The 25596-nt window shown below is 67.9% G+C and carries 28 protein-coding genes and 1 tRNA gene; 17 read left to right on the top strand and 12 right to left on the bottom strand.

Annotated features, from left to right (window positions below; genetic code table 11):
• The first annotated feature begins 33 nt into the window (after positions 1-33).
• From OB895_RS03020 to OB895_RS03000, 5 genes are read left to right on the top strand one after another with little or no spacing between them, the layout of a single operon-like run.
• Entirely contained in the window at positions 34-1218 is a 1185-nt protein-coding gene (locus OB895_RS03020; protein ID WP_042536712.1) for a ferrochelatase, read from the top strand.
• Positions 1219-1255: 37 nt separating this feature from the next.
• A complete protein-coding gene (locus OB895_RS03015; RefSeq protein ID WP_042536711.1) occupies positions 1256-1741 on the top strand; it encodes a ribose-5-phosphate isomerase in 486 nt (161 codons plus the stop codon).
• 1 nt (position 1742) lies between these two features.
• Positions 1743-2741, top strand: coding sequence for an Fpg/Nei family DNA glycosylase (locus tag OB895_RS03010; RefSeq protein ID WP_042536710.1), 999 nt, complete (start codon positions 1743-1745; stop codon positions 2739-2741).
• Positions 2742-2764: 23 nt separating this feature from the next.
• Positions 2765-3406 (top strand): FMN-binding negative transcriptional regulator, encoded by a 642-nt coding sequence (locus OB895_RS03005; RefSeq protein ID WP_042536708.1) that lies wholly within the window; start codon positions 2765-2767, stop codon positions 3404-3406.
• Positions 3403-4899 carry an amidohydrolase gene (locus tag OB895_RS03000; RefSeq protein ID WP_079112766.1) on the top strand — a complete coding sequence of 499 codons (1497 nt, stop codon included), beginning with the start codon at positions 3403-3405 and terminating at the stop codon, positions 4897-4899. The genes OB895_RS03005 and OB895_RS03000 overlap by 4 nt, the downstream gene beginning before the upstream one ends.
• A gap of 61 nt (positions 4900-4960) precedes the next feature.
• Here the strand turns inward: OB895_RS03000 and OB895_RS02995 are convergent, their stop codons facing one another.
• Entirely contained in the window at positions 4961-5446 is a 486-nt protein-coding gene (locus OB895_RS02995; protein ID WP_042536706.1) for a Dps family protein, read from the bottom strand.
• Positions 5447-5586: 140 nt separating this feature from the next.
• On the opposite strand from OB895_RS02995, the gene OB895_RS02990 reads away from it, so the two are divergent.
• Both OB895_RS02990 and OB895_RS02985 read left to right on the top strand, forming a co-directional pair.
• Positions 5587-6123, top strand: coding sequence for a gamma carbonic anhydrase family protein (locus OB895_RS02990; protein ID WP_079112767.1), 537 nt, complete (start codon positions 5587-5589; stop codon positions 6121-6123).
• Positions 6124-6152: 29 nt separating this feature from the next.
• A tRNA-Ile gene (locus OB895_RS02985) sits at positions 6153-6226 on the top strand.
• Here the strand turns inward: OB895_RS02985 and OB895_RS02980 are convergent.
• The 6 genes from OB895_RS02980 to OB895_RS02955 form a co-directional block, all read right to left on the bottom strand.
• Positions 6208-6834, bottom strand: coding sequence for a DUF2238 domain-containing protein (locus tag OB895_RS02980; protein WP_079112768.1), 627 nt, complete (start codon positions 6832-6834; stop codon positions 6208-6210). The genes OB895_RS02985 and OB895_RS02980 overlap by 19 nt on opposite strands.
• 11 nt (positions 6835-6845) lie before the next feature.
• Positions 6846-7679, bottom strand: a complete 834-nt coding sequence (locus OB895_RS02975) for an endonuclease/exonuclease/phosphatase family protein (RefSeq protein ID WP_079112769.1) — start codon at positions 7677-7679, stop codon at positions 6846-6848.
• Complete coding sequence (locus tag OB895_RS02970) at positions 7676-8506, bottom strand: glycosyltransferase family 2 protein (protein ID WP_311878985.1); 831 nt, start codon at positions 8504-8506, stop codon at positions 7676-7678. The genes OB895_RS02975 and OB895_RS02970 overlap by 4 nt, the downstream gene beginning before the upstream one ends.
• 79 nt (positions 8507-8585) lie before the next feature.
• On the bottom strand, positions 8586-8918 hold the full coding sequence (locus tag OB895_RS02965) for a DUF7882 family protein (protein WP_042536702.1): 333 nt from the start codon (positions 8916-8918) through the stop codon (positions 8586-8588).
• 86 nt (positions 8919-9004) lie between these two features.
• On the bottom strand, positions 9005-9943 hold the full coding sequence (locus OB895_RS02960; protein WP_079112770.1) for an AraC family transcriptional regulator: 939 nt from the start codon (positions 9941-9943) through the stop codon (positions 9005-9007).
• Positions 9924-10676, bottom strand: coding sequence for an exonuclease domain-containing protein (locus OB895_RS02955; RefSeq protein ID WP_079113973.1), 753 nt, complete (start codon positions 10674-10676; stop codon positions 9924-9926). Before OB895_RS02955 ends, OB895_RS02960 begins: the two co-directional genes overlap by 20 nt.
• Positions 10677-10756: 80 nt before the next feature.
• Between OB895_RS02955 and OB895_RS02950 the strand changes: the two genes are divergently transcribed.
• Positions 10757-11656 (top strand): alpha/beta fold hydrolase, encoded by a 900-nt coding sequence (locus tag OB895_RS02950; protein WP_079112771.1) that lies wholly within the window; start codon positions 10757-10759, stop codon positions 11654-11656.
• On the opposite strand, the gene OB895_RS02945 is transcribed toward OB895_RS02950, so the two are convergent.
• Positions 11628-12101: an Lrp/AsnC family transcriptional regulator gene (locus tag OB895_RS02945; protein WP_079112772.1), complete on the bottom strand. Its 474-nt coding sequence runs from the start codon at positions 12099-12101 to the stop codon at positions 11628-11630. The genes OB895_RS02950 and OB895_RS02945 overlap by 29 nt on opposite strands.
• 168 nt (positions 12102-12269) lie before the next feature.
• On the opposite strand from OB895_RS02945, the gene pdhA reads away from it, so the two are divergent.
• From pdhA to OB895_RS02930, 3 genes are read left to right on the top strand one after another with little or no spacing between them, the layout of a single operon-like run.
• Positions 12270-13385, top strand: a complete 1116-nt coding sequence (gene pdhA / locus OB895_RS02940; protein ID WP_079113974.1) for a pyruvate dehydrogenase (acetyl-transferring) E1 component subunit alpha — start codon at positions 12270-12272, stop codon at positions 13383-13385.
• 2 nt (positions 13386-13387) lie between these two features.
• Positions 13388-14398 carry an alpha-ketoacid dehydrogenase subunit beta gene (locus tag OB895_RS02935; RefSeq protein WP_079112773.1) on the top strand — a complete coding sequence of 337 codons (1011 nt, stop codon included), beginning with the start codon at positions 13388-13390 and terminating at the stop codon, positions 14396-14398.
• Positions 14395-15759 carry a dihydrolipoamide acetyltransferase family protein gene (locus OB895_RS02930; protein WP_079112774.1) on the top strand — a complete coding sequence of 455 codons (1365 nt, stop codon included), beginning with the start codon at positions 14395-14397 and terminating at the stop codon, positions 15757-15759. The genes OB895_RS02935 and OB895_RS02930 overlap by 4 nt, the downstream gene beginning before the upstream one ends.
• Here OB895_RS02930 and OB895_RS02925 read toward each other — a convergent pair.
• Complete coding sequence (locus OB895_RS02925; protein ID WP_042536694.1) at positions 15752-16345, bottom strand: TetR/AcrR family transcriptional regulator; 594 nt, start codon at positions 16343-16345, stop codon at positions 15752-15754. The two genes, OB895_RS02930 and OB895_RS02925, sit on opposite strands and share 8 nt — an antisense overlap.
• A 112-nt stretch (positions 16346-16457) precedes the next feature.
• On the opposite strand from OB895_RS02925, the gene OB895_RS02920 reads away from it, so the two are divergent.
• Genes OB895_RS02920 through OB895_RS02900 form a run of 5 tightly spaced genes read left to right on the top strand, consistent with a single transcriptional unit; the run spans position 16458 to position 22383 of the window.
• Complete coding sequence (locus OB895_RS02920; RefSeq protein ID WP_079113975.1) at positions 16458-18011, top strand: carboxyl transferase domain-containing protein; 1554 nt, start codon at positions 16458-16460, stop codon at positions 18009-18011.
• A gap of 5 nt (positions 18012-18016) precedes the next feature.
• Complete coding sequence (locus OB895_RS02915) at positions 18017-19933, top strand: acetyl/propionyl/methylcrotonyl-CoA carboxylase subunit alpha (protein WP_079112775.1); 1917 nt, start codon at positions 18017-18019, stop codon at positions 19931-19933.
• Positions 19934-19935: 2 nt separating this feature from the next.
• On the top strand, positions 19936-21084 hold the full coding sequence (locus OB895_RS02910; protein ID WP_079112776.1) for an acyl-CoA dehydrogenase family protein: 1149 nt from the start codon (positions 19936-19938) through the stop codon (positions 21082-21084).
• Between the two features lie 10 nt (positions 21085-21094).
• A complete protein-coding gene (locus OB895_RS02905; protein WP_042536786.1) occupies positions 21095-21580 on the top strand; it encodes a MaoC family dehydratase in 486 nt (161 codons plus the stop codon).
• A complete protein-coding gene (locus tag OB895_RS02900) occupies positions 21577-22383 on the top strand; it encodes an HpcH/HpaI aldolase/citrate lyase family protein (protein WP_079112777.1) in 807 nt (268 codons plus the stop codon). The genes OB895_RS02905 and OB895_RS02900 overlap by 4 nt, the downstream gene beginning before the upstream one ends.
• 26 nt (positions 22384-22409) lie before the next feature.
• Here OB895_RS02900 and OB895_RS02895 read toward each other — a convergent pair whose 3' ends face one another.
• Positions 22410-22997, bottom strand: coding sequence for a histidine phosphatase family protein (locus tag OB895_RS02895; protein ID WP_042536690.1), 588 nt, complete (start codon positions 22995-22997; stop codon positions 22410-22412).
• Entirely contained in the window at positions 22994-23833 is an 840-nt protein-coding gene (locus OB895_RS02890; RefSeq protein ID WP_079112778.1) for a Sir2 family NAD-dependent protein deacetylase, read from the bottom strand. Before OB895_RS02890 ends, OB895_RS02895 begins: the two co-directional genes overlap by 4 nt.
• A 97-nt stretch (positions 23834-23930) precedes the next feature.
• Here OB895_RS02890 and OB895_RS02885 point away from each other — a divergent pair, with 97 nt between their 5' ends.
• Positions 23931-24734 (top strand): TrmH family RNA methyltransferase, encoded by an 804-nt coding sequence (locus OB895_RS02885; protein ID WP_079112779.1) that lies wholly within the window; start codon positions 23931-23933, stop codon positions 24732-24734.
• Positions 24735-24747: 13 nt separating this feature from the next.
• Here OB895_RS02885 and OB895_RS02880 read toward each other — a convergent pair whose 3' ends face one another.
• Complete coding sequence (locus OB895_RS02880) at positions 24748-25575, bottom strand: SGNH/GDSL hydrolase family protein (RefSeq protein WP_079112780.1); 828 nt, start codon at positions 25573-25575, stop codon at positions 24748-24750.
• Positions 25576-25596: the final 21 nt, after the last annotated feature.

Raw genomic sequence — 25596 nt, 5'->3', positions numbered from 1 at the left:
TGACTCACTTCCAGGAGATGAAAGAATGGACGGGTGACCGCGATCGAGCAGAACACCGTCCTCTTTGCCTCCGATGCCGCTTCCTCCGGCGCGCCGTATATGACCACCCCGGTGGCCTATGACGGCATCCTGCTCGCCGGGTTCGGCGGCCCAGAAGGGCAGGAGGACGTCATACCTTTCCTGCGCAATGTCACGCGGGGGCGGGGGATCCCGGACGAGCGCCTCGAAGAGGTGGCGCACCACTACCGCCATTTCGGCGGTGTGAGCCCCATCAACGGACAGAACCGCATCCTCAAGGAGGCGCTCGAGGGCGAGCTCGCGCGCCGCGGCATCGATCTTCCGGTGTACTGGGGTAACCGCAACTGGAGTCCTTACCTCGAAGAGGTCGTCACCGAAGCCGCAGCCGACGGCAAGACGACGCTCCTCGCCTTCGCCACGAGCGCGTACAGCTCCTTCTCGAGCTGCCGGCAGTATCGCGAGGACTTCGCGCGAGTGCTCGAGGAGACGAAGCTCGGCGAGACCGTGACGATCGACAAGATCCGTCCCTTCTACGACCACCCCGGGTTCGTCGAGTCCTTCGAGACGGGTGTCCGCGAGGCCGTGGAGACCTTCCTCGGTCAGGGAATCGCCCCGGCCGACATCCAGATCCTCTTCTCCACCCACAGCATCCCGACTGCGGATGCCGAGCGCTCGGGCGCGCGGGACATCGACTGGGGCGAGGGCGGCGCGTATGCCGCGCAGCATCTCGCCGTCGCCGCGTGGGTGATGGATCGCGTCCGTGAGAGCATCCCGGCAGCGGCTGACGTCTCGTGGGAGCTGGTCTACCAGTCCCGTTCGGGCCCCGCCTCGCAGCCGTGGCTCGAGCCTGATGTGTGCGACGTCATCGGCGAGCTGCCCGAACGCGGCCGGAAGGCCGTGGCCGTGGTGCCCGTCGGGTTCATGAGCGATCACATGGAGGTGCTCTGGGACCTCGACACCGAGGCCGCCGAAGCCGCCGAGGAGGCGGGACTCGCCTTCACGCGTACTCCGACGCCCGGAGTCGCCCCGTCGTTCGTCACCGGAATCGTCGACCTGATCGTCGAGCGCCTGGAGGGTCGTCCGAACGAGGATCGCCCCCATGTCACCTCTCTGCCCGGTGCGTTCGATGTGTGCCGCCCCGGCTGCTGCGAGAACGTCCGGGCGGGATTCAAGCCGGCTGCGGCCGGCGTGGCTCCGTGAGCACCCGCTGACCGTCTGCGCTTCTAGGATGGATGCCATGCGCATCCATATCGCCACCGATCACGCCGGTCTCGACTTCTCGACGCAGCTGCAGGACCATCTGCGCAGCGCAGGCCATGAAGTCGTCGACCACGGGCCGGTCGAGTACGACGCGCTCGACGACTACCCCGCGTTCTGCATCCGCGCTGCGCAGGCGGTCGTGGCGGACCAGAGGGCCGGGGTCGAGACGCTCGGCGTGGTGTTCGGCGGTTCGGGGAACGGCGAGCAGATCGCCGCGAACAAAGTCGCCGGTGTCCGCGCCGCGCTGGTGTGGAACACGTCGACCGCAGAGCTCGCCCGTGAGCACAACGATGCGAACGTGATCTCGATCGGGGCGCGTCAGCACTCCTTCGACGAGGTCACCTCGTTCATCGACACCTTCATCGCCACGCCGTTCTCGGGAGACGAGCGTCACATCCGCCGCATCGGTCAGATCGCGGACTTCGAGCGCGACGGCTCGCTGCTTCCGGACCCGCGAGCCTGACATGCCCGAGGGCCACTCCGTCCATCGCATCGCTCGTCAGTTCGATCGGAACTTCGTCGGCAAGGCGATGCTCGCCTCGAGCCCGCAGGGACGATTCGCCGAGGGGGCGGCCGTCCTGAACGGACGCGAGGCGATCAGCGTGCAGGCTGTGGGCAAGCAGATGTTCCTCGAGGCCGAAGGCGATGTGTGGTTGCGCGTGCACCTCGGTCTCTACGGAGCCTGGGACTTCGCCGGCGACATCCTGGTGGACCCCACCATCGCGTCTGCGAACGGTCGCATGGGGCAGACCAACCAGAGGGGCACGGTGGTGGATGAGGAGATCCTCGACGATGCCGGAGAGAACTCGCTGGCGTCGATCGGCGCGCCCCGTAGAACCCGTGTGCACGTTCGCATGTCGGAGCAGACGAAGGGTCTCGCTGACGAGGGGCTCGAGTGGCCGCCGCCGGTCGTCGGGCAGGTTCGGCTGCGTCTGATGACCGACATCACCGCCGCTGACCTCCGCGGTCCCACGGCATGCGTGCTGCAGACTCCTGAGGAGATGCTCGCCAGCGTCGCGAAGCTCGGTCCCGATCCGCTCGTGGGCGATCCGGTGCAGAACGAGGAGCGCTTCGTCGCGGCGGTCCGCAAGAAGCAGACGGTGATCGCTCTCCTGCTCATGGATCAGGCCGTGGTGAGCGGCATCGGCAACGTGTATCGGGCCGAGATGCTGTTCCGCCAGCGGTTGAACCCGCATACCCCCGGCCGAGAGGTTCCCGAGGACGTCGTGCGAGCCCTGTGGCATGACTGGGTGCGTCTCCTCGCCGTCGGCGTCGAGACCGGTCAGATGATGACCATGGATGATCTCTCGCCCGATGCGTACCGCGCCGCGATGGCGAGCCGCGACGACCGGCACTGGGTCTACCATCGCGCAGGTCTGCCGTGCCGTATCTGCGGCACCGAGATCGCTCTCGAGGAGATCGGCGCGCGCAAGCTGTACTGGTGCCCGCGCTGCCAAGCGTGACCCGTCGGCCATAGGCTGAGGGGATGCGTCAGAACCCCAGTTTCACGCTCGCGGATGTGGCCGAGATCCGTCGGATCGTCGATGCCAATCCCTGGGCGACGATCGTGAGCCACGGTCCCGACGGCCTGGTCTCTTCGCACTACGTCGTTCTTCTCGATGACGACCATGACGACTTGACGGTCGTGGGGCATGTCGGGCGGCCGGACGACCTGATTCACGGCCTGGGGGATGGGGAGATGCTCGTCGTCTTCCAGGGACCGCACGGCTACATCTCGCCCGGTTGGTACGGCGATGTGCCGTCGGTTCCGACCTGGAACTACACGGCCGTGCATCTCGCAGGGATTCCCGAGATCCTCAGCGACGAAGAGAACCTCGCCGTGCTCGACCGGCTGGTCGACCGTTTCGAGGGACGGATGCCGGAGCCACGGCGCATGTGGGAACGGCCGAACGATCCCGCGTTCGTCACTCGCCTGGCCACAGGGACGGTGGGCTTCAGACTCACCCCGACCAGGGTCGTCGCCAAGCGCAAGCTCAGTCAGAACAAGCCGACCGAGACCGTGGAGACGGTCATCGCCGAGCTCGAGGCCGTCGGGCCCTACAGGCAGCCCGCCCTCGCGGCCGAGATGCGTCGTGTTCAGCAGGCGCGCGTCGGAGGTCGCTCGTGATCGGGATCGGAGAGCGGGTCGGCACCCTCGTCGGCGTGCGGGTCTCCGGCCCTGGAAGAGAGTTCCTGATCGACGACGAGCCTGTGGACATCTTCATCGAAGACGGTCGCATCAGCGACATCGCTCCCACCGGAGCTGTCGCGCCGCAGGGCGAGATCCTCGAGGGCAACGGGGCCTGGGCGGTGGCCGGCCTGTGGGACAACCATGTTCACACGGTCCAGTGGGCGCTGGCGGCGGAGCGAGTCGCACTCGGCGGCGCGGCCTCCGCGTCTGAGGCTGCTGCGATCATGGCGGCCGCGGCACCCCTGCCGGATGGACGGAAGGTGGGCAGCGGATTCCGCGATGCGATGTGGCCGGATCGCCCGACGCTCGCTCTGCTCGACAGCGTCACCGGAGAGGTCCCCACCTACCTCATAAATGCAGACGTGCACAGCACGTGGCTCAACTCGGCTGCCTTGCGACTCGAGGGGTTCGCCAGCGCCGACGGGATGCTGCGCGAGCAGGACGCGTTCGAGATCTCTCGTCGACTGAATGCCGTGGATCCTGTTCGCGGCGATGCGGCGGTCCGGGACGCGGGGGAGAGAGCAGCGTCCCGCGGCGTCACGGGGCTGGTCGACTTCGACATGGCATGGAATGCCGATGCGTGGCCACGCCGAGTCGCGGCGGGGTTCGCCGCGCATCGCGTCGAGTTCGCGATCTATCCGTTCGACCTCGAGCGAGCCATCCGTGCCGGCCTGAGGTCGGGTGAGCTGCACCAGGACGAGGACGCGCCGGAAGCCGGGCGCGGCCTGATCCATGTCGGACCGCTGAAGATCATCAGCGACGGTTCGCTGGGCACCCGCACCGCCGCATGCTCACACGCGTATCCGGGTGATCCCGAGAATTTCGGGGTGCTCACCGTGCCCCCGGCCGAGCTCGCAGAGCTGCTCACCGTCGCGACCGGAGCAGGACTCGCGGTCGCCGTGCACGCGATCGGCGACCGCGCCGTCACCGGCGCGCTCGATGCCTTCACCGCGTCTGGTGCGGTGGGCACCATCGAGCACGCCCAGCTGGTGCGTCACGCCGATCTCGCGCGGTTCGGCAGACTCGGCATCATCGCGAGCGTGCAACCGCAGCACGCTCTCGACGACAGAGATCTCGTCGGCCGGCACTGGGCAGGGCAGACCTCGATCGGCTATCCGCTCGGCGCCCTGCGGGACGCCGGTGTCGAGCTGCGCTTCGGATCGGACGCGCCTGTGGCACCGCTCGATCCGTGGCAGGCGATCGCCGCTGCCGTCACCCGCACCGACGACGACCGTGATCCGTGGCACCCCGAGGAGCGGCTGACACGCGAGCAGGCGCTCCGGGCGAGCGTCCGCACCTCTGTGCGCCCGGGTGAGCTGGCCGATGTCGCCCTGTGCGGCTACGACCCGCTGACCGCCTCCGGGGCGGATCTGCGAGGGATGCCGGTGACGGCGACGATGGTGGCGGGGCGTCTGACCTACGGCACCTGACATCCGGAACACGAAGAAGGGCACCGGGAAGACCCGGTGCCCTTCTTCGTCAGACGGATGCTTATGCGGCGATGTGCGACACGAGGAACCAGCGGTCCTTCTCGAGTCCGCGCATGATCTCGATCGCGACGTCCTGGCTCGTGAGGTCGACCTCGTCGAGCCCGTCGATCGCAGCCTTCACGTCGATGAGGATCGCGTCGATGTCGGAGATGACAGCGCGCACGAGCTCGTCGGACTGGGTGAAGCCGGCGGGAACCGACGTAGCGCTGCCCTTGGCGGCCACGGCGCTGATGCGCGCGTCGATCGGCAGGCCGAGGGCGACGATCCGCTCGGCGGCGGTGTCGGCGAAGTCTCCTGCGTGCGCGACGATCGTGTCGAGAAGCTCGTGGACGCCGACGAAGTTGGCGCCGCGCACGTGCCAGTGCGCCTGCTTGCCATCGATCGTCAGTGCCTGGAGTCCGAGCACGACGGGGGAGAGGAACTGAGCCGCTGCAGCTGCCACTGTCGGGTCGCTGGCGGTGGTGGAAACGGTCTGTACCTTGCTCATCTTGACTCCTCCGGAGTTGTCTCTTCGTGCCTGATGATGACAACGCTACTCGTCTGAAAACATTCCGCAAGCAAGCGAAGGCTCGGCTTAGTGCCCCGGAATCATGCGGAAATCCGGCCTTGGGAGGATAGTCTCACCTCATGAGCATCGCAGCCGGAGCTTCTGTCCTCGCGCTCCCGGGGAAGATCCCGTCGATACCCGAAGACGCGTTCGTCGCCGAGGGAGCGCGCATCGTCGGCGACGTCTCGCTGGCTGAAGGCGCGAGCGTCTGGTACAACGCCGTGCTGCGAGGCGACTCGGCATCCATCGTGATCGGTCGAGGCAGCAATGTGCAGGACAACGTCTCGGTCCACGTCGATGCGGCTCATCCCGTCACCATCGGTGACAAGGTGTCCATCGGTCACAACGCCGTGGTGCACGGATGCACGATCGGAGACGGCTCTCTCATCGGCATGGGGGCTGTCGTGCTCAGCGGCGCGGTCATCGGTGCGGGTTGCCTCATCGCCGGCGGAGCAGTCGTGCTCGGAGGAACCGAGGTGCCGGACGGCTCACTGGTGGCGGGGGTGCCGGCGAAGGTGCGTCGATCCCTCAGCGACGACGAGCGTGCCGACCTGATCGCCAACGCCGAGATCTATCTGGTGCACCTCGAGACGCACGCCGCCGCCACACCGATCTGACCGGTTCGGCCCGATAGGCTGGTGCTCACGGGGCGGTGGCCAAGCTGGTTAAGGCAGTGGGCTCATAACCCAACGATCGCGGGTTCAAGTCCCGCCCGCCCTACTCCTGTTCGCTGAGCCGCCCACGCCATCTGTCGAGCGCGGTCGTCTCAGAGATGACGTCGCGAGGATGACGCCGGCGGCGATACCGCCGAGTCCGCCGAAGACCATGTCGCCGATCGTGTCCTGATACGTGACGAAGATCTCGTCGCTGAGGTAGGCCCAGCCCAGCCACTCGACCATCTCCCACATGGCGCTGAGTGCGAGGGCCAGGAGCGGTGCCAGGACGAGCGGAGTTCGCGGCCGCGCGCCGTGGTCGCGAGTCATCGTGACGACCTCCGCCCGGGTGAGGATCAGCGCCGCGACGATCGTCAGAATACCCGTGCAGATCAGGTGCACGACCAGATCCCAGCCCGGGATCGTCCGGTACAGGTCGAATATGTTGCTCCACGCGGCCACGAGCACGGTCGCGCAGACCGCCAGATCGAACCCCCCGCGCAGTCCCAGCACTCGAGGCAGCATCAGGGCCGGAAGAGCGAGTGCGGCGATGCCGGCGTCCGTCGGCGCGAGCCAGATCAGCGCCACGCCGACGCCGACGATCCCCAGAACTCGCAGAGAGTCTGCGCACCACTCCGCGAGGGACCGAGGCGGACGGAGGAAGTCTTCTTTCACTGTGTCCTCTTTCACTGTGTCTTGCCGTGCAGACGCAGCAGCGCCTGCACTGCCAGGTGATCCGAGGGTCTGATCCCATCGAAGACACCTGCGTTGATGCCGGCAGCACGCACCCGGACGTCTCGGCTGACGAGCATCCAGTCGACGCGCCGCCCCGTGAGCCGCGGTCGTCGATATCCGTTGAGCGTGCTCCACAGCGGTGTCAGCCGGTCCTCGGCAGCGCTCCAGGAGTCGGTGAGCTCCGCCCGCGACAGGAGCGTGCGTACGGCGCGGGAGCGGGGACCGGCATTGAGATCACCCATCACGATCGTCGGAAGAGCACGCTTCCGGACCAGCGCGGAGATGGCCTCGGCCGATCGTCGCCGCGAACGAGAGGACAGGTGGTCGAGATGGGTGTTGACGACGAGGAACCGGATGCCCGTCGACGTGTCGGCGAACTCCGCCGTCACGAGAATGCGGGGGATGAGGTTGCCCCAGGATCGACTGCCCCGTTCGTCTGGGCGCGCTGAAAGGGCCTGCTGCTCCCATCCGCGCAGTTCCAGGCGTTCGGCGTCGTAGACGAGCGGGGTGCCCTCGCCCGTGCCTTCGCGGCCTCGTCCTCTGCCGATGAACCTGTGAGTGGGGCCGAGCGCGCGGGTGACGACCCTCATCGCGCCGGGAAGCACCTCTTGCAGCCCGAGGATCGTCGGACGCTCCGAGCGCAGCATCTCAGCGACTGCCGGGGCGCGCACACTCCAGCGGTCCTGCTTCGGACGCGCGAAGCCCTCCATGGCCCGGCGGATGTTGAACGACATCGCGTGCAGCTCCGGTGCGACCACAGGGCCGATCAGCGCGGGCACGGTCATCGTGTTCGCCGTGCAGCGGGGCCGCGTAGGCGACGGCGGACCACCAGGCGTGCCCACCGCACAGGGGGGAAGTCGCGCGGCCAGTGCACGAGCACGCTGCGGAAGCCTCGCTGCACGCGCCGGCCGAACTGCCCTGCGGTGAACGGTCGCATCGACATCCCCATCGACTCGCCGGGGAGCCGAGCGATGCGGTGGTTCTCGCCGAGGTGGAAGGCGAGGTCGAGGTCATCGTGGATGTGTGCATCGCCGCGATGCACGTCCGCACGCACCGCATGCCATGCTTCCCTGCGGAACGCGAGATTCGAGCCGAACAGCGGTCTATGGCCGAGAGTCACGCTCAAGAGGCTCGTGTACGCGCCGAGATAGAGCCGAGCGAGCGGGACGCGGAGCGCCACAGGCCCGTCGGTGAAGCGCGCACCTCCGGTGACGGCTCCGATGCGCTCGTCCTGCCCGAATGCCGAGACGACCGCGGAGATCCAGTCGGCATCCGGTTCGCAGTCCGCGTCGAGTCTGAGGATCAGATCACCGCGTGCGGCATCGTATCCAGTGGACGCCGCAGCGGGGATGCCCGGCTCGATGCAGGTGAGCACGCGCGCGCCCGAGGCTCGAGCGACCGAGGCCGACGAATCGGACGAGTCATTGTCGACAACGATGATCTCGTCCGCCGGCGACTCCTGGGCGTGCAGGGCACGCAGACACCGTGCCAGCAGAGCCGCGTCGTCCTTGACAGGCACGACCACCGAGATGGTGGGGGAGTCGGCGGGCCCTATCCGTGACCGGACCGTGGCGGCACTGTCGACCACATGCCCTTCGCTGCGTTCCGTCATCGGCGCGATCATGTCATCGATCGGCGGAGAGAACGAGGGACTTGACACTGCGGAGCCCGCCCGACCCTCCGCGCCCGGATCAGCGAGCGTCTGCAGCCTGCAGGTCGGACGAAGGCTCGATCAGCTCCTCCACGAGCGTGATGCCGCCGCTCGAGTTGGCCGAATGGGCGAGATCCTCGATCCATCGACGGCTGAGCTCGGGCGCCTCGCTCTCGTCGAAGACGAACCTCAGGGGGATCGACGGATGCAGCCAGACCGTCGAGCGGCCTTCAGGGTCTCCGTCCGGGTGCTTCCAGGTGAGTGTGAAGCTCTCGTTGCGACGCAGCTTCGTCGCAACGACGACCTTGAGGTGCGCGAGTGCACGATCGTCGATATGGATCGGCTCGGAGGCGCCGTAGTAGAGAGAACCCATATCTCGGAATATATGCGCCAGGGGGCGAACCATCGCACCGGCCACCCTCGGCGCGCGAGGGGAGCGAACAATCTGTTCGCATAATGTCATCGGCGATGCGTCGCGGCCGTCACAGAGGGAAGCACGCCGAAGCTGTCGCGATACGCGGCGGCGAATCGCGAAGGATGTGAGAAACCCCATCGGCGGGCCACCGCCGCGACGGTCGAGGGCGCCCCGGACTGCAGGTCGCGATGGGCGCCGTCCAGCCGCGCCCGTCGCAGCGACTCGGCCGGCGTCGTGTCGAGCGCTCGTCGGAAGGCGTATTGCAGTCCCCGCGTCGAGATGTGCACGGCCGCGGCGACATCATCGACGGTGATCGGCCGGTGCGAGTTCTCGGCGATGAAATCGAGAGCACGGCGCACGGTCGCCGGAGCGGCTGTGGTCTGCGCCGGGCGATGGCGTTCGAGGCGGCTCGTCGTCGCGAACGCGGCGAGCGTCGTGGCCGCCGCATGGCGCGCCAACTCGCTGCGCAGGAGTTCGAGATCGTCCGTGGTGTCATCGAGCGGTGCGGCGCTCTGCTCGAGATACGCGAACATGCGATCCCATGCCGCGGCCGCGTAAGCGGAGCGAGGGGAGAGGTCCTCGATACGTATGGAGAGGTCGTCGTCACCGCTTATCCGCCGCGCGAGGCGCGACAGGGTGTCGCGGTCGAACACGAGCGCCGCCACACGTGCCCCCGCGTCCCATCGTGCATGCACTCGGGGTCCGTCCGAGATCCACGGGCGGCTCGCATCGAGATCGCCCCGATCGGAGTACACCCGCGCATCCGGACCGTCCACCCGGCACACCAGAACCTGGTCGAGTGGTTCCGCGGTCGAACGCACCTCCGCTGCCAGGTCGTAGCGAACAAGGCTCACGCCGCCGAGATCCGCAGAGTGCCAATCGAAGCGGAAGCGCTCCGGGTCGACGTCGTGCAGGACCGCAGACGGGACGAACTGCTTCCAGGTGCTCTCGACGCGTGAGACGTCACTGGTTCGGAACCGCATCGCGAGGCTCCTCCCCTCGGGTGCGGTGTGCGCGGACAGGCCAGGTGCCGTCGAGGCGTTCCTCCGGCTCGAGACGGCCGATCCGGATGAAGTACTCCGTCAGGCTCGCCGCCTGAGAACGCGCCCACCCGATCTGGCGCGTATGCAGCTCTTCGAGCGTCTCGGGAAGCACGAACTGGCGCGCCAGGGCCTGCGCGACCCGGCCTGCGGCCACCGCATCCGCGGCCGCCTCGTGGGCATCCTCGAGTCGTACCGCGTAGAGGGCGGCGACGACCTCGAGAGTGCGCTTGCCAGGGCGATACCGGTCGTAGGCCTTGTCGATCACGAGAGGGTCGATGATCGGGGAGGGATCCTCCAGCGGTGCGATTCCGTGGCGATGCGCCTCGTGAGCCAGGAGGGAGAAGTCGTATGCCGCGTTGTACGCGACGATCGGAACCCCCTGTGAGAGCAGGGACCGCAGGGCAGCGGTCACTTCTCCGACCACCTCAGCGCCCGGACGCCCGTGCCGGCGGGCATGCTCGGTGGTGACTCCATGCACGGCCGTGGCACCCTCGGGTATCGGCACTCCAGGATCAGACAGCCAGTCCCTCGCGGCGATCTCACGTCCGTCTGCGTCGAGCAGCCCCACATGCGCGGTGACGACTCGGTCTTTCTCCACGTCGATCCCCGTGGTCTCGAGGTCGAACACGCCTACACGAGTGATCCAGTGCGGGAGCGAGGGGGCCGGGGGCATGCTTTCACCGTAGATCCGGGCTCCGACATCCGGGCGGAGGCACACGGAGAGCATGCATCCGCCGACTCTAGACTTGGTCCATGACCGCCCCCTCTCCCTATGCAGACCGCCTGAGCCGACTGCCGGTCGTGCGCCACGAGGTCGATGTTCGAGGTGGGACCACCGTGTTCTGGGAGTACGGACCCGCCGACGCTGACGTGACGATCGTCGCGGTGCACGGATTCCGAGGGGAGCACCACGGCCTCGAGCCGATCCTCGCGTTCCTTCCGGAGGTTCGCGTGATCTCTCCCGATCTCCCGGGATTCGGCGAGACGGCGCCAGTCGCCGGCCGTTCCTACGATCTCGACGAATACGTCGCGTGGCTGAAGGAGTTCGCGGCGACGGTGGCTCCCGGGGCGGTGATACTCGGGCACTCCTTCGGATCGATCGTCGCCTCTGCGGCGGTCGCAGCGGGTCTCGAGACCCCGCGGCTGATCCTGATCAACCCCATCGGAGCGCCCGCACTCGAGGGACCCAAGGGCATCATGACGCGTCTCGCGGTCCTGTACTACTCGCTCGGAGCGCGCCTGCCCGAACGAGCGGGAACGGCGCTTCTGCGCAACCGTCTGATCGTCAGGGTCATGAGCATCACGATGGCCAAGACGTCGGACCCGCAGCTGCGGCGGTTCATCCACGACCAGCACGACACCTACTTCTCGCGGTTCGCCGACCGCGACGTCCTCCGGGATGCGTTCGTGACGAGCGTGTCGCATGACGTGAGCGAGTTCGCCTCCTCGATCTCGACGCCCACGCTTCTCATCGCCGCCCAGCGAGACGACATCACCCCCATCGAGGTCGAGCGACAGCTTGCGGAGCGCTTCGACGACGCCACTCTGGTCGAGATCGCCGAGGTCGGACACCTGATCCATTACGAGACGCCCGCCGAAGCCGCAGGTGCCGTTCGCCGATTCCTCAGGATTCCCGTCGCGCGAGGCCGATGAGGCCGGCGACACGGAACGGGATCACCTCGCCCATCGCGAGAGAGGTCTCGGTGCGCTCCACGCCTTCGATCGACAGGATGCGCGCGTCGGTGTCGAAGAGGTGTCTGGCGTCCCTGCACGCGACGCGCGCGAGCAGGTCGATGGACCCGCTGAGTCCATGCGCCTGCACGACTTCGGGGATGCGGGCCAGCTCGTTGATGATGCGTGGCAGCTCGGTCTGACGCACCCCGATGCTCACGAACGCCTGAAGCGGGAATCCGAGCACGTCTGTCGAGAACGATCGCTCGTACGACTGGAATATCCCGGTCTGCTCGAGTCTCGCCATCCGCGCCTGAATGGTGTTGCGGGACAGCCCGAGGTTCTCCGCGAGCGCGACGATCGTGACGCGGGGATCATCGGAGAGCGCGGCGAGCAGTTCGAGATCAATGCGGTCAAGTCCGGCCATAGTGCCAAACGATAGCAGGGTGGGGGATGCCCGGATTTGGCAACATGCTCAAGCCGATCGCGGTTGCTTGAGCGAGGTGATGAGCGGACGTACTCTCGACTCAACCGGCGATGAGGCCGGGGCCGAGCGTAGAACCCGTGACGACGGCCACGAATGAGGAGGACGATGATGTCACCGCAGATCACCCCGATCGTCGATACGGCGCAGGATCTCGAACTCGCCGAGCGCATCCTCTCACCGGAGGGCGAGCGGATCTCGAACCCGCTGCTCGACTCCTATGTCGATGACGTCGACGCCGCACAGCTGCGGGCGCTGCATCGCGACATGGTCATCCTCCGTCGTATCGACGCCGAGGGCGTCGCGCTCCAGCGTCAGGGGCAGCTCGGGCTCTGGGCTCCGTGCCAGGGACAGGAGGCGACCCAGATCGGCACCGCGAGGGCGCTCGCGCCTCAGGACTACGTCTTCCCGAGCTATCGGGAGACGGGGGTCATCTACGCGCGTGGCGCTGAGCCCGGCGACTTCGTCCGCATGTGGCGCGGCGAGGAGGGCGCGGGTCACGACCCTGCAGCACTCCGGGTCGCTCCGCTGCAGATCATCATCGGAGCGCAGACGCTCCATGCCGTCGGCTATGCGCTCGGCATCCGTCATGAAGGCGCGGACGAAGTCGCCGTCACCTACTTCGGCGACGGTGCCACGAGTCAGGGCGACGTCAACGAGGCGATGATCTTCGCCTCCTCCTATCAGGCTCCGGTCGTCTTCGTCTGCCAGAACAACCACTGGGCGATCTCGGAGCCCGTGTCGGTGCAGTCGAAGTATCCGATCGCCGGGCGGGCGCCCGGCTTCGGCATCCCGAGCCTCCGGGTCGACGGCAATGATGTCCTCGCATGCGTGGCTGCGATGCGCTGGGCCCTCGCGCACGCCCGATCAGGAAAGGGCCCCGCCTACATCGAAGCCGTCACATACCGGATGGGCCCGCACACGACGGCCGACGATCCGACTCGCTACCGCAGGGATGACGAGCTCGAGGCATGGCGTCGTCGCGACCCCATCGCTCGCCTGGAAGCGCATCTGCGGTCGCTGGGCGAGCTGAGCGACGAGCAGATCGCCGACACTCAGAAGGCCGCCGACGTCGCGGCACGGGAGATGCGCGCCGAGTGCCTGAGCATGGTGACCCGCCCTCCGCTCGCCGTCTTCGACGGCGTCTACGCCGAGCCGCACGCCGGGCTCGATCGTCAGCGCGATGAGTACGCCGCGTACCTGGCATCCTTCGACGGGGAGGTGTGAACATGACTCAGATCACTCTCGGGAAGGCGCTCGGCGCGGGTCTGCGCCAGGCGATGCGAGACGACGAGAAGGTCGTGCTGCTGGGCGAGGACATCGGCAGACTCGGCGGCGTCTTCCGCATCACGGACGGACTCCTCGACGAGTTCGGTGCGAAGCGCGTGATCGACACGCCTCTCGCAGAGTCCGGCATCGTCGGAATGGCTGTCGGATTGGCGTTCCGTGGCTATCGGCCGGTCGTGGAGATCCAATTCGACGGCTTCGTGTACCCCGCGTTCGATCAGATCGTCGCCCAGGTGGCCAAGCTGCACTACCGCACGCAGGGTCGGGTACGGATGCCGATCACGATACGCATCCCCTGGGCCGGCGGGATCGGCGCGGCCGAGCACCACTCGGAATCGCCCGAGGCGTACTTCGTGCACACGGCAGGACTGCGCGTGATCGCCGTGTCGAATCCCGAGGACGCGTACCGGAGCCTGCGTCAGGCCATCGCGTCGGACGACCCGGTGATCTTCTTCGAGCCCAAGCGGCTCTACCACCACAAGGGCGAGGTCGACCTCGACGCACCGCTGGCGGATGCCGCGCCGATGGGACTCGCACGTGTCGTCCGAGCAGGTGACGATGCGACCCTCATCACCTATGGGGCGATGGTCACGACCGCGTTGCAGGCGGCCGAGGCTGCGGAGGACGAGGGCATCTCGCTGGAGGTCATCGATCTGCGTTCGCTGTCGCCCGTCGACTACGACACGGTCGCGACGTCGGTCCGCAAGACCGGGCGGGTCGTCGTGGCGCACGAGGCCTCACGCGAGGCAGGCATGGCCGCCGAGGTGATCGCGAGCGTCACGGAGCGATGCTTCGAATACCTCGAGTCTGCTCCACTGCGTGTGACCGGACACGATGTCCCCTATCCGCCGGCGAAGCTCGAGAAGTACCACCTGCCGGACCTCGACCGGCTGCTGGATGCCGTCGATCGCGTGCTCGACCGTCCGAACAGCCTGACGGGAGCAGACGCATGAACGCGGAGTTCCGACTGCCGGATCTCGGCGAGGGGCTGACAGAGGCGGAGGTCGTCCAGTGGCTCGTCGCACCCGGCGACACAGTGACGCTCAACCAGACTCTGGCGGAGGTCGAGACGGCCAAGGCGATCGTCGAGCTGCCATCTCCCTACGAAGGCGTCGTCGCCGCCCTGCATGCCGAGGCGGGACAGACGATAGCGGTCGGTGCTCCGCTGATCGAGTTCGACGTGGAGGGAGCCGATGGCCCGTCCACCGCGGACTCGAGCGGAGTCGATGGGCAGGAGAAGGCGCAGCCCAACCTGGTGGGCTACGGAGCCGCCCCTACGGCATCCGGGCGGCCCGCTCGGCGCGCCAGGCGCGCGGCCGGAGCCAGAGCGACGACCGACACGGCTGTGCTCGAGGCGGCACCGCATGACGCCTCGCCGACTGTGAGCGTCGAGGTCGTCACCGAACGGCCTCGGTCCACCCCTCCCGTGCGCGCGTATGCGAAGCGTCTCGGCGTCGACCTCGCCCTGGTCGCCGCGTCGGTCGGAGATCGCGTGATCACACGCGCCGACATCGACGACTACGTCTCCCGCACCGGGGTGACTGTCGAGCAGGCGGACCCCACGCCACGACGCACTGCTGTTCCGGACGACGCGACCGGGCTCCGGGAGCATTCGCGCGAGACGCGCATCCCCATTCGCGGAGTCCGCAAGCACACCGCCGCAGCGATGGTCGAGAGCGCCTTCACCGCTCCGCACGTCACGGTCTTCCACACCGTCGATGTGACAGCGACCATGGACCTTCTCGAGTCGCTGCGCGGCGACCGGTCGCTGTCCGAGCACCGGATCGGCCCACTCGCCGTCGTGGCGAAGGCGGTGTGTCTCGCGCTGACCCGCGCCCCCGGCTTGAACGCGCGGTGGGACGAATCCGCGGGAGAGATCGTGCAGTTCGGGTACGTCGATCTCGGAATCGCGGCCGCGACCGACCGCGGACTCATCGTGCCGCACATCCGTGACGCCGAGACCATGAGCCTCATCGAGCTCGCGGATGCCGTGAGGTCTCTCGCCGCCACGGCGCGTGAGGGCAGGACGTCTCCGGTGGAGCTGTCCGGCGGCACTTTCTCGATCTCGAACATCGGGGTGTTCGGCGTCGATGCAGGCACCCCGATCCTCCCGCCCGGGCAATCGGGGATCCTCGCGGTCGGCGCGGTCCGGCGTCTTCCGTGGGAGCACCGCGGCGAGATCGCCCTTCGCCACGTGATGACGCTCAGCCTCTCCTTCGATCACCGGATCGTCGACGGAGCGGAGGGCGCGAGGTTCCTCAAGGACGTCGCCGACGTGCTGGAGGAACCCGGCCGGGCGATGCTTCTCAGATAGTCGCTCGGAGCGCCGATTCCGCCATCGCGGCGAGCACGGCCGCGGTGGCGGAGTGGTGTCTGGCTGCTGCCCGCGTGCTGTGCGGAGTCGAGTTGATCAACCCGAAGCACGCCTGCACCCGCAGGCGGAGCTCGTCGGCATCGGCCTCGACGAGAGGGTGCAGAGTGTCGATCCAGAGCTCGATGTAGGCGCGTTGCAGGCGTCGGACTGCGGAGTGATCCTGCGCCGAAAGGTGCACGACATCTCGATCGTGCACGCGGATCACGTCGGCGTTGCCGAGGGCGAATTCGACGTGGAAGGCGACGAGTGCGTGGATGCGCTCTTCGGGCGTGGACCCGTCGGCCGCGACCCGGGTTCCTCCGGAGACGAGATCGTCGCTCACCTTGATCAGCACGGCGCCGAGCAGTGCCTGCTTGCCGGCGAAGTGACGGTAGACCGCAGGGCCGGATACGCCCACGGCGGCGCCGATGTCCTCGAGGCTCACCCCGTTGTACCCGCTCTCGGCGAAGAGCCGGGCCGCCTCTCGGAGGATCGCGTCCGACCTCTCTGCCTTCGCGCGATCTCGCGCAGTCGGGGGGCTTGTCATCTCAGTTAATCCTCGCTAACCTGATGCGATCGGTTAGTGAACACTAACCGAGAAAGCATCCAGTGCGCCAGAGCGATGACGCCGGCGCCGTGTGGTCGAGGAGGACGTCACGATGCCCGCAACCCAGCAGGCCCTCGCCGCCGAGCTGCACGAACGACTGGCGGTCGCCTCCAGGGGCGGTCCCGAAGCGTCTCGTGAGAGGCACATCGCTCGGGGCAAGCTGCTTCCGCGAGACCGGGTGACCAGGCTCCTCGACGAGGGCAGTCCCTTCGTCGAGATCGCCCCTCTGGCCGCAGACGGGCTGTACGGGGGAGACGCGCCGGCCGCCGGAGTGATCGCCGGGATCGGCCTCGTGCACGGACGCCACGTGATGGTCGTCTGCAACGACGCCACCGTGAAAGGGGGAACCTACTACCCGCTCACGGTCAAGAAGCACCTGCGCGCGCAGGAGATCGCGCTCGAGAACAGACTGCCCTGCCTGTATCTCGTCGATTCGGGCGGAGCATTCCTTCCCAAGCAGGACGAGGTGTTCCCCGATCGTGAGCACTTCGGTCGCATCTTCTTCAACCAGGCGCGGATGTCGGCGGAGGGCATCCCGCAGCTCGCGGCGGTGCTGGGATCCTGCACGGCAGGCGGCGCCTACGTCCCGGCGATGAGCGACGAGACCGTGATCGTCCGGGACCAGGGCACGATCTTCCTCGGTGGCCCGCCGCTCGTCAAGGCGGCGATCGGCGAGGTCGTCTCCGCGGAAGAGCTCGGCGGCGGTGAACTGCACGCCCGTCGCAGCGGTGTGGTCGACCACCTGGCCGAAGATGACGAGCACGCACTGGAGATCCTGCGTGACATCGTGGCCACTCTGCCGGCGCCCCTCCACCCGGTGTGGGAGGTGCACGACACTCGTGAGCCCGCGGAGTCCGGATCGCTCTACGACGTCGTCCCCGTCGACGTCAACGCCGCATACGACGTGCACGAGGTCATCGCGAGGTTGATCGACGGCGACACGTTCCGGGAGTTCAAGGCGGAGTACGGCACGACCCTCGTCACCGGGTTCGCGCGACTGCACGGGCATCCGGTCGGGATCGTGGCGAACAACGGCGTGCTGTTCAGCGAGTCCGCGCTGAAGGGCGCGCATTTCATCGAGCTCTGCGACCAGCGCGGCATCCCCTTGGTCTTCCTGCAGAACATCTCGGGGTTCATGGTCGGGTCGGACGCCGAGGCGGGGGGCATCGCGAAGGACGGAGCCAAGATGGTCACCGCCGTAGCCAGCACGCGCGTGCCGAAGCTCACCGTGATCATCGGCGGATCCTTCGGCGCAGGCAACTACTCGATGTGCGGACGGGCCTATTCGCCGAGATTCCTGTGGACGTGGCCGGCCAGCCGCATCTCGGTGATGGGCGGCGCCCAGGCGGCGTCCGTGCTCGGGACGGTCAAGGACGACCAGCTCGCAGCACGCGGCCAGGCCTGGAGCTCCGAGGAGCGGGCAGCCTTCGAGCAGCCCATCCGTGAGCAGTACGAGACCCAGGGCGAGCCGTATTACGCCACTGCTCGCCTGTGGGACGACGGCATCATCGATCCGGCCGAGACTCGCGACCTGCTGGGGCTCGCCCTCGACGTGGTCGCCCGAACCCCCCTTCCCGAGCCGCACTTCGGCCTCTTCAGGATGTGACCGCGATGACGACCTCTGCCACCCGCGAATTCGACACGGTGCTCGTCGCCAACAGGGGCGAGATCGCACGCCGCATCATCCGCACGCTGCAGACCATGGGCATCCGCAGCGTCGCCGTCTACAGCGATGCGGATGCCGATGCACCCCATGTGCGCGAGGCCGACGACGCCGTGCGGATCGGTCCGGCGCCGGTCGCCGAGTCCTACCTCGACATCGACGCCGTCATCGCGGCCGCGCGTGCGACCGGGGCGCAGGCCATCCACCCCGGGTACGGCTTCCTCTCCGAGAGCGTCGGGCTGGCGGAAGCATGTGCCGAGAGCGGTGTCGTCTTCATCGGGCCGCCGATCGACGCGCTCCAGATCATGGGCGACAAGGCCAAGGCCCGCGATCACGTCGTCCGATCAGGAGTCCCCGTGGTGCCCGGGTTCGACGCGAGAGGACTGTCGGACGCGGAGATCGCCGAGGAGGCGGACGCTGTCGGCTACCCCCTGCTCGTGAAGCCGAGCGCGGGGGGTGGCGGCAAGGGGATGGAGGTCGTCGAGACGCCGGCCGGACTGAGCGCCGCCCTGGCCTCTGCGCGCCGCGTTGCGCTATCGGCATTCGGTGACGACTCGCTGATCCTGGAGAGGCTCATCCGGCGGCCACGACATATCGAGGTGCAGGTCTTCGGTGACACGCACGGCACGGTGCTCGCCCTCGGCGAGCGCGAGTGCACGCTCCAGCGCCGCCACCAGAAGGTCATCGAAGAGGCTCCGTCTGCAGGCATCCCCGACACGACAAGGGACCGTCTTCTCGAGGCCGCGACCCAGGCCGCGGCGAGTGTCTCGTACGTCGGCGCCGGCACGGTGGAGTTCCTCATCGATGCAGATGCTCCCGACCAGGTCTTCTTCATCGAGATGAACACCCGCCTGCAGGTCGAGCACCCCGTCACGGAGGAGGTGACCGGACTCGACCTCGTCGCCCTCCAGATCGCTGTCGCCGCAGGAGGACGTCTCGACTCCGCACCCACGGTGCGCGGGCACGCAGTCGAGGCGCGCGTGTACGCCGAGTCGCCCGAGCGCGGGTTCCTTCCGTCGACCGGCCGCATTCTGCTCTTCGACCCCCCTCAGGGGGTGAGAGTCGATGCGGCGGTCGAGACCGGCAGCGAGGTGACCGGCTTCTACGACCCGATGATCGCCAAGGTCATCGCTTTCGCGGATGACCGGAGCACTGCCCTCCGCCGCCTCGACGAGGCCCTGGGCAGAACCGTCGTGCTGGGCGTGGACACGAACATCGCCTTCCTCCGGTTGCTCTGCCGCGATGAGCGGGTGAGGGCCGGAGACCTCGACACCGGACTCATCGAGACGCTTCTGCCGCTCGACGACGAGCCGCCGTCGCCGACGATGCTGATGGCGGCGAGTCGCGCTGTGTCTCACGTCGATGACGCCCTCGGCGAAGCCAGGAGGGCTCGACGAGCGGGCCGGGTGTGGGAGTCTCTCACCAGGCACGACCGACGCGAAGTGTGGTTCCTCACCGACCGGGGCGAGGTGATCCGTGCCCCTGGGACCGACGGTCCTCGATCCCGCGCGGCTGTCGCGACGGACGTCGACGGCGGTGTCTGGGTGAGCGAGGACGGACGCACGGTGCACTTGCGGCCGCTGGATCGCCGGGCCCGCATGCTGCACCGCCTGCAGGCGCGGGAACAGCGCGAGACCGAGAGCGGGCCGGAGGCGCGGGCCCCGATGCCGGGAAGCGTCGTCGCCGTGCACGTCCGAGACGGCGACGAGGTGACCGCCGGCACCCCTCTCATCTCGATCGAGGCGATGAAGATGGAGCATCCGGTGCTGGCACCGCACGACGGGACGGTGCACCTGACGGTCGCCGTCGGCGATCAGGTACGACGCGATCAACAGGTCGCGCACATGACGACAGAGGAGAACTGAGCATGTTCGAGCTGACCGATGAGGAACGCGAGCTCGCCGCGATGGTGCGTGACTTCGCCGAGACGGTCGTCGCACCGCAGTCCTACGAAGCTGACCGCACGCACACCCTCTCGATGGACGTCGTGGCGCAGATGGGTGATCTCGGGCTGTTCGGTCTGCCGTTCCCCGAGGAGTACGGCGGCCAGGGGGGCGACTACATGGCCCTGGGCATCGCGATCGAGGCCCTCGGACGCGTCGATCAGTCCATCGCCATCACGCTCGAGGCCGGAGTCAGCCTCGGGGCGATGCCCGTGTTCCGGTTCGGCACGGAAGAGCAGAAGCAGGAGTACCTGCCCGACCTGCTCGCCGGCCGCGCCCTCGCGGGCTTCGGTCTCACAGAGCCGGAGGCGGGCAGCGACGCCGGAGCGACCCGCACGACCGCTCGCCTCGACGGGGACGACTGGGTCATCGACGGCTCGAAGCAGTTCATCACGAACTCAGGGACGCCGATCACCCGCTTCGTCACCGTGACGGCCGTCACCGGAAACGAAGGCGGACGCAAGCAGATCTCGACCATCATCGTTCCCAACGGCACCCCCGGATTCACCGTGGAGGCCCCGTACGACAAGGTCGGATGGAACGCGTCCGACACACATCCGCTCAGCTTCGCCGGTGCACGCGTGCCCGCGGGCAACCTGCTGGGGGAGCAGGGCAGCGGCTTCCGCAACTTCCTCAGCATCCTCGACGAGGGACGCATCGCGATCGCCGCGCTCTCGACCGGTGCGGCGGAAGGATGTCTCGAAGCCGCCGTCGATTATGCGAAGAGTCGCACGATCTTCGGCAGCGCCCTCAGCACGCGACAGAACGCGCAGTTCACCCTCGCGCGCATGCGCGCCCGTGTGCACACCGCGCGACTCGCCTGGCACCACGCTGCGCGTCTGCGCGACGCGGGACGACCGTTCGCCGAGCAGGCCGCGATCGCGAAGCTCGTCGCTGGAGAAGCGGCCATGGACAACGCGAGGGATGCGACGCAGATCTTCGGCGGAAACGGCTTCATGAACGAGTTCCCGGTGGCCCGTCACTACCGCGACTCGAAGATCCTCGAGATCGGTGAAGGCACCACGGAGGTGCAGCTGCTCGTGATCGCGCGGGCGCTGGGACTCGCCGGGTAGCGTGGCAGGCATGACCGTGCACGACATCGTCCAGCGGGGACTCTTCTTCGAGGAGTTCGTCACAGACGCGCGCTACCTGCATCGCCCTGGACGCACCGCGACCGAGGCCGACAACGTCCTCTTCACGACGCTCACCATGAACACCCAGGCGCTCCACCTGGATGCGGCCTTCGCCGATGCGCAGCGCCCCTTCGGTGCGCGTCTGATCAACTCGATGTGGACGCTCTCGACGATGGTCGGGGCATCCGTGGCGCAGTTGACCCAGGGCACTCTGGTGGCTCAGCTCGGATTCGGGGAGATCGCGTTCCCTCACCCGCTGTTCGCCGGCGACACGCTGTACACCGAGAGCGTCGTCGTCGAGAAGAGGCTCTCGACATCACGCCCGGGTCAGGGAATCGTGACCATCGCCCATACCGGACGCAACCAGGACGCCACAGTCGTCGCGACGGCGACCCGCACCGTCCTCGTCCATTGCCTGCCGGAGGGGGGACGATGACCTTCAGCCTGGGACCCGCGCTGCTCTTCTGCCCTGCCGACCGACCCGAGCGATTCCGCGGAGCCCTCGAGAAGGCGGATGCGGTCATCATCGACCTCGAGGATGCCGTGCTGCCAGAGGCGAAGGCCGGCGCCCGGCAGAATCTCATCGAGGCCGACCTCGACCCCGATCGGGTGATCGTCCGCGTCAACGCGCCGGATTCCGCCGCCTTCACCGCCGATCTCGCGACCCTCGCCCAGACCGATCTCCGCACCGTCATGGTCGCGAAGACGGAGAGCGCGGAGAGTCTCTCCGCCTTCGAAGAGAGCTTCTCGCTGGTCGCCCTGTGCGAGACGGCGAGGGGCGTTCACGCCGCAGATCGCATCGCCGCCCACCCTCAGGTCGTCGCGATGATGTGGGGCGCGGAGGACCTGGTCGCCTCCCTCGGCGGCACGTCGAGTCGCACGGCGACGGGCGGCTATCGCGACGTCGCCCGCTATGCGCGCTCACGGGTGCTCCTCGAGGCCGGAGCCCAGGGCAAGGGAGCCATCGACGGGGTGCACGTCGACATCGAGGACGTCTCCGGTCTCGAATCCGAGGCGGTCGATGCGGCCGCTTCGGGGTTCGTCGCCACCGCGTGCATCCACCCGAGTCAGGTGGCGGTGATCCGCGCCGCGTACGCACCGGATGAAGCCAGCGTCGAGTGGGCCCGCGGAGTGCTCGAAGCCGCCGGGCGCGAACGAGGCGTCTTCCGCTTCAGAGGACGCATGATCGACGAGCCCGTGCTGAGGCACGCGCGATCGGTGCTCAGCCGCGTTCGCTGATCAGAGGTGCTGCACGGGTTCCCGGGTCAGACGAGCATGCCCTGGTCGATCAGGCGCAGCGAGCCGGGGGAGGCCTCGAAACGGTGGACCGAACCGTTCGCGAGGACCTCGCCGACGCGCGGCAGCGTGCCTCCGGAGACATGGTCGATCAGCGACCGGATCACGCCTCCGTGCGTCACGACGATGACGGACTCCGCCACCGGTGCGGAACGACGCCGAGCGTCACGAGCGATCGTGTCGAGTGCGATGAGCGCTCTCTCTGCGACCCCCTCCAATGTCTCCGCCCCGGGGACCGGAGACAGCCAGTCGCCGTACTTCTCGATGTAGTCCGACACGAGCATGCCCTCGCCCTCGCCGAACTCGCGCTCGCGCATGTCCGGCACCAGCACCGGTGAGCCGAGGCCGAGACTCCCGGAGATGATCTCGGCCGTCTCCCGCGCGCGTTTCAGCGGGCTGGCGTAGATCGAATGGTGCGTGGTGCCCTCGAGGAGACCTGCGGCGGTCCGAGCATCCTCGCGGCCCTTCTCGTTCAGCGGGATGTCGGTGGAGCCCTGGATCCGGCGTGCCAGGTTCCAGTCCGTCTGGCCATGGCGGATGAGCGTGAGCAGAGTCATTCGAGGAGCTCCTGGATCGCGGGGAGCACATCGCTGGTGCCTGCGGCGATGGTGGCATCGGCCCAGACGTCCGCGCGCGTGGGCTCACGGTTGATGATGACGAGCGGGATGCTCCGTCGTCGTGCGCGTTCGACGAGCCGCACGCCGGAGTTGACGACGAGAGACGAGCCGGCGACGATCAGAGCGTCGCTGGCACGGAGCAGGGACTCGGCAGCCTTGAAGCGGTCTTGCGGGACGTACTCGCCGAAGAACACGACGTCAGGCTTCAGCATCCCTTCGCAGACAGTGCACACGGGGACGATGAAGCCGTCGGTGCTCTCCGGGAGCACATCGCCGTCGGGGTTCAATGCCACGTTCTCGGGGACGGTGATCCAGGGGTTGCGCTCTTCGATCTGCACCGCGACGTCGCGGCGATCGAACACCTGACCGCATTTCAGGCAGAGGACCCTGCGCATCGTTCCGTGCACTTCGATCACATGAGAGCTGCCTGCACGCAGATGCAGGCCGTCGACGTTCTGGGTGATGACGCCGCTGACGTGACCCGACGACTCCATGTCGGCGAGCGACAGATGACCCGGATTCGGCTCGGCCCGAGCGAACGCCCGCCACCCGAGATGGCCGCCGACCCAGTAGCGGCGCCGTGCAGCCTCGTCGGCGAGGTACCGCTGGATCGTCATCGGATCGGACCGGTTGCGGGATCCTTCGCCGCGGTAGGCGGGGATCCCCGAGTCCGTGGAGATGCCGGCGCCCGTGAGCAGTGCGATCTTGCGACCACGCAGGAGTTCAGCGGTGCGAGCGATGGTGGCCGACAGTTCGACCGGACTCGATGCGCTCACAGGACCTCCCTGTGCGAGTCTACGACGTGCGCAGCGTGGTCGACGCGTCGCGGCTGACCGCGGAGCCGGTCGACCAAGCGATGGCAGACTGGGCCGCGTGGAACTGCTGCGCGTGACCGATCCGGACGACCGACGACTCGACGACTACCGCGGGCTCACCGACACCGCGCTCCGGACCGTGAGAGAACCGGCGGGTGGGCTCTACATCGCCGAATCGACGAAGGTGATCGCTCGGGCGGTCGGGGCTGGTTATCGTCCGCGTTCCGTGCTGGTGCAGGAGCGGCGGGTGGACGACATTCGGGAGATCGTCGGCGACCTCGACGTGCCGGTGTACGTCGTCCCCGACGCGGTGGCTGAATCGGTGACCGGTTTCGCCGTTCACCGGGGCACGATCGCGTCGATGCATCGCCCCGTGCTTCCGACCGTGCGCGAGGTCCTCGACGCCGCGAACCTCGTGCTGATCCTCGAAAACGTCGGCGATCACACCAACGTCGGTGCGGCGTTCCGTGCGGCCGCGGGCCTCGGGGCGGACGCGGTGCTGGTGTCGCCCGGGGGAGCGGACCCGCTGTACCGACGCAGCGTGCGCGTGAGCATGGGCACGGTGTTCCAGGTGCCATGGACTCGCATCACGGATTGGGAGTCTGCCGTGGCGGACCTCCACGCGGCGGGGTTCGACATCGCAGCTCTCGCTCTCAGCGATGACGCCGTGACGCTCGATGCCTATGTCGCGAACCGCCCCGAGCGAGTCGCCATCGTCATGGGGTCGGAGGGCGACGGGCTCTCCCGCACGGCCCTCGACCACGCCGACACGGTCGTGACGATTCCGATGTCCGGTGGTGTGGATTCCTTGAACGTCGCGTCTGCCGCCGCAGTGGCGCTGTGGGCGCTCACCTCGCCCTGACCGCTGGCCGTCGTCAGTCTGACTTCGGGAGGATGATCGGGGAGGGCTCGGGGCGCTTGGCCACGATGTGATCGCCGGATGACTGGTGGCGCAGACGCCGCAGGACCCAGGGCACGAGATGCTCTCGGGCCCAGCCGAAGTCCTCGGTGCGGGCCTCGCGCCAGGTGCGGAGCGGGATCGTCTCGGGCTGCATGGCCTCGAGATCGTTGGGCACGTTGAGCGCGCGCAGAACCATGCGGGCGACCTCGTGGTGGCCCAGCGAGTTGTAGTGCAGGCGGTCGTCGTCGAAGAACCGCATGTCCTGCACGACCTTGAGCGCCCACTGATCGGCGACGATGCAGTCGTGTCGCTCGGCGATCGCGCGCACGTTCTCGTTGTAGATGGCGACCTTGCCGCGGAAAGCCCGGAAGACCGGGGTGAAGGCCGTGTCGACTCCGGTGAAGAGCAGAATCGCGGCGCCCGTCGACGACAGACGCGCGACGGCGTCCTCGAGCTGGGCGGCGATCGCGTCGGGGTCGGTTCCCGGTCGGATCACATCGTTGCCCCCGGCGCAGATCGAGATGAGGTCGGGATGCAGCGCCACGGCGGGCTCGATCTGATCGCGCACGATCTGGGAGATCAGCTTGCCCCGCACGGCGAGGTTCGCATAGGCGAAGTCGTCGACCTGGCGCGAGAGCACCTCGGCGACACGGTCTGCCCAGCCACGGTGGCTGCCCGGCTGCGACGGGTCCGGGTCGCCGATGCCCTCGGTGAACGAGTCGCCGATCGCGACGAATCTCCGCCAGGGATGGGGATTCTCGTTGTCGAGCTCCGGGGTTCGGATCGAATCCTGATCTGTCATCCAGCTCTCCTTCACGACGAG

It is taken from the genome of Microbacterium forte (assembly GCF_031885415.1).
Lineage (GTDB): Bacteria > Actinomycetota > Actinomycetes > Actinomycetales > Microbacteriaceae > Microbacterium > Microbacterium forte.
Note: the sequence above shows the minus strand (reverse complement) of the source record. Positions and strands in the feature narration are given on the sequence as shown.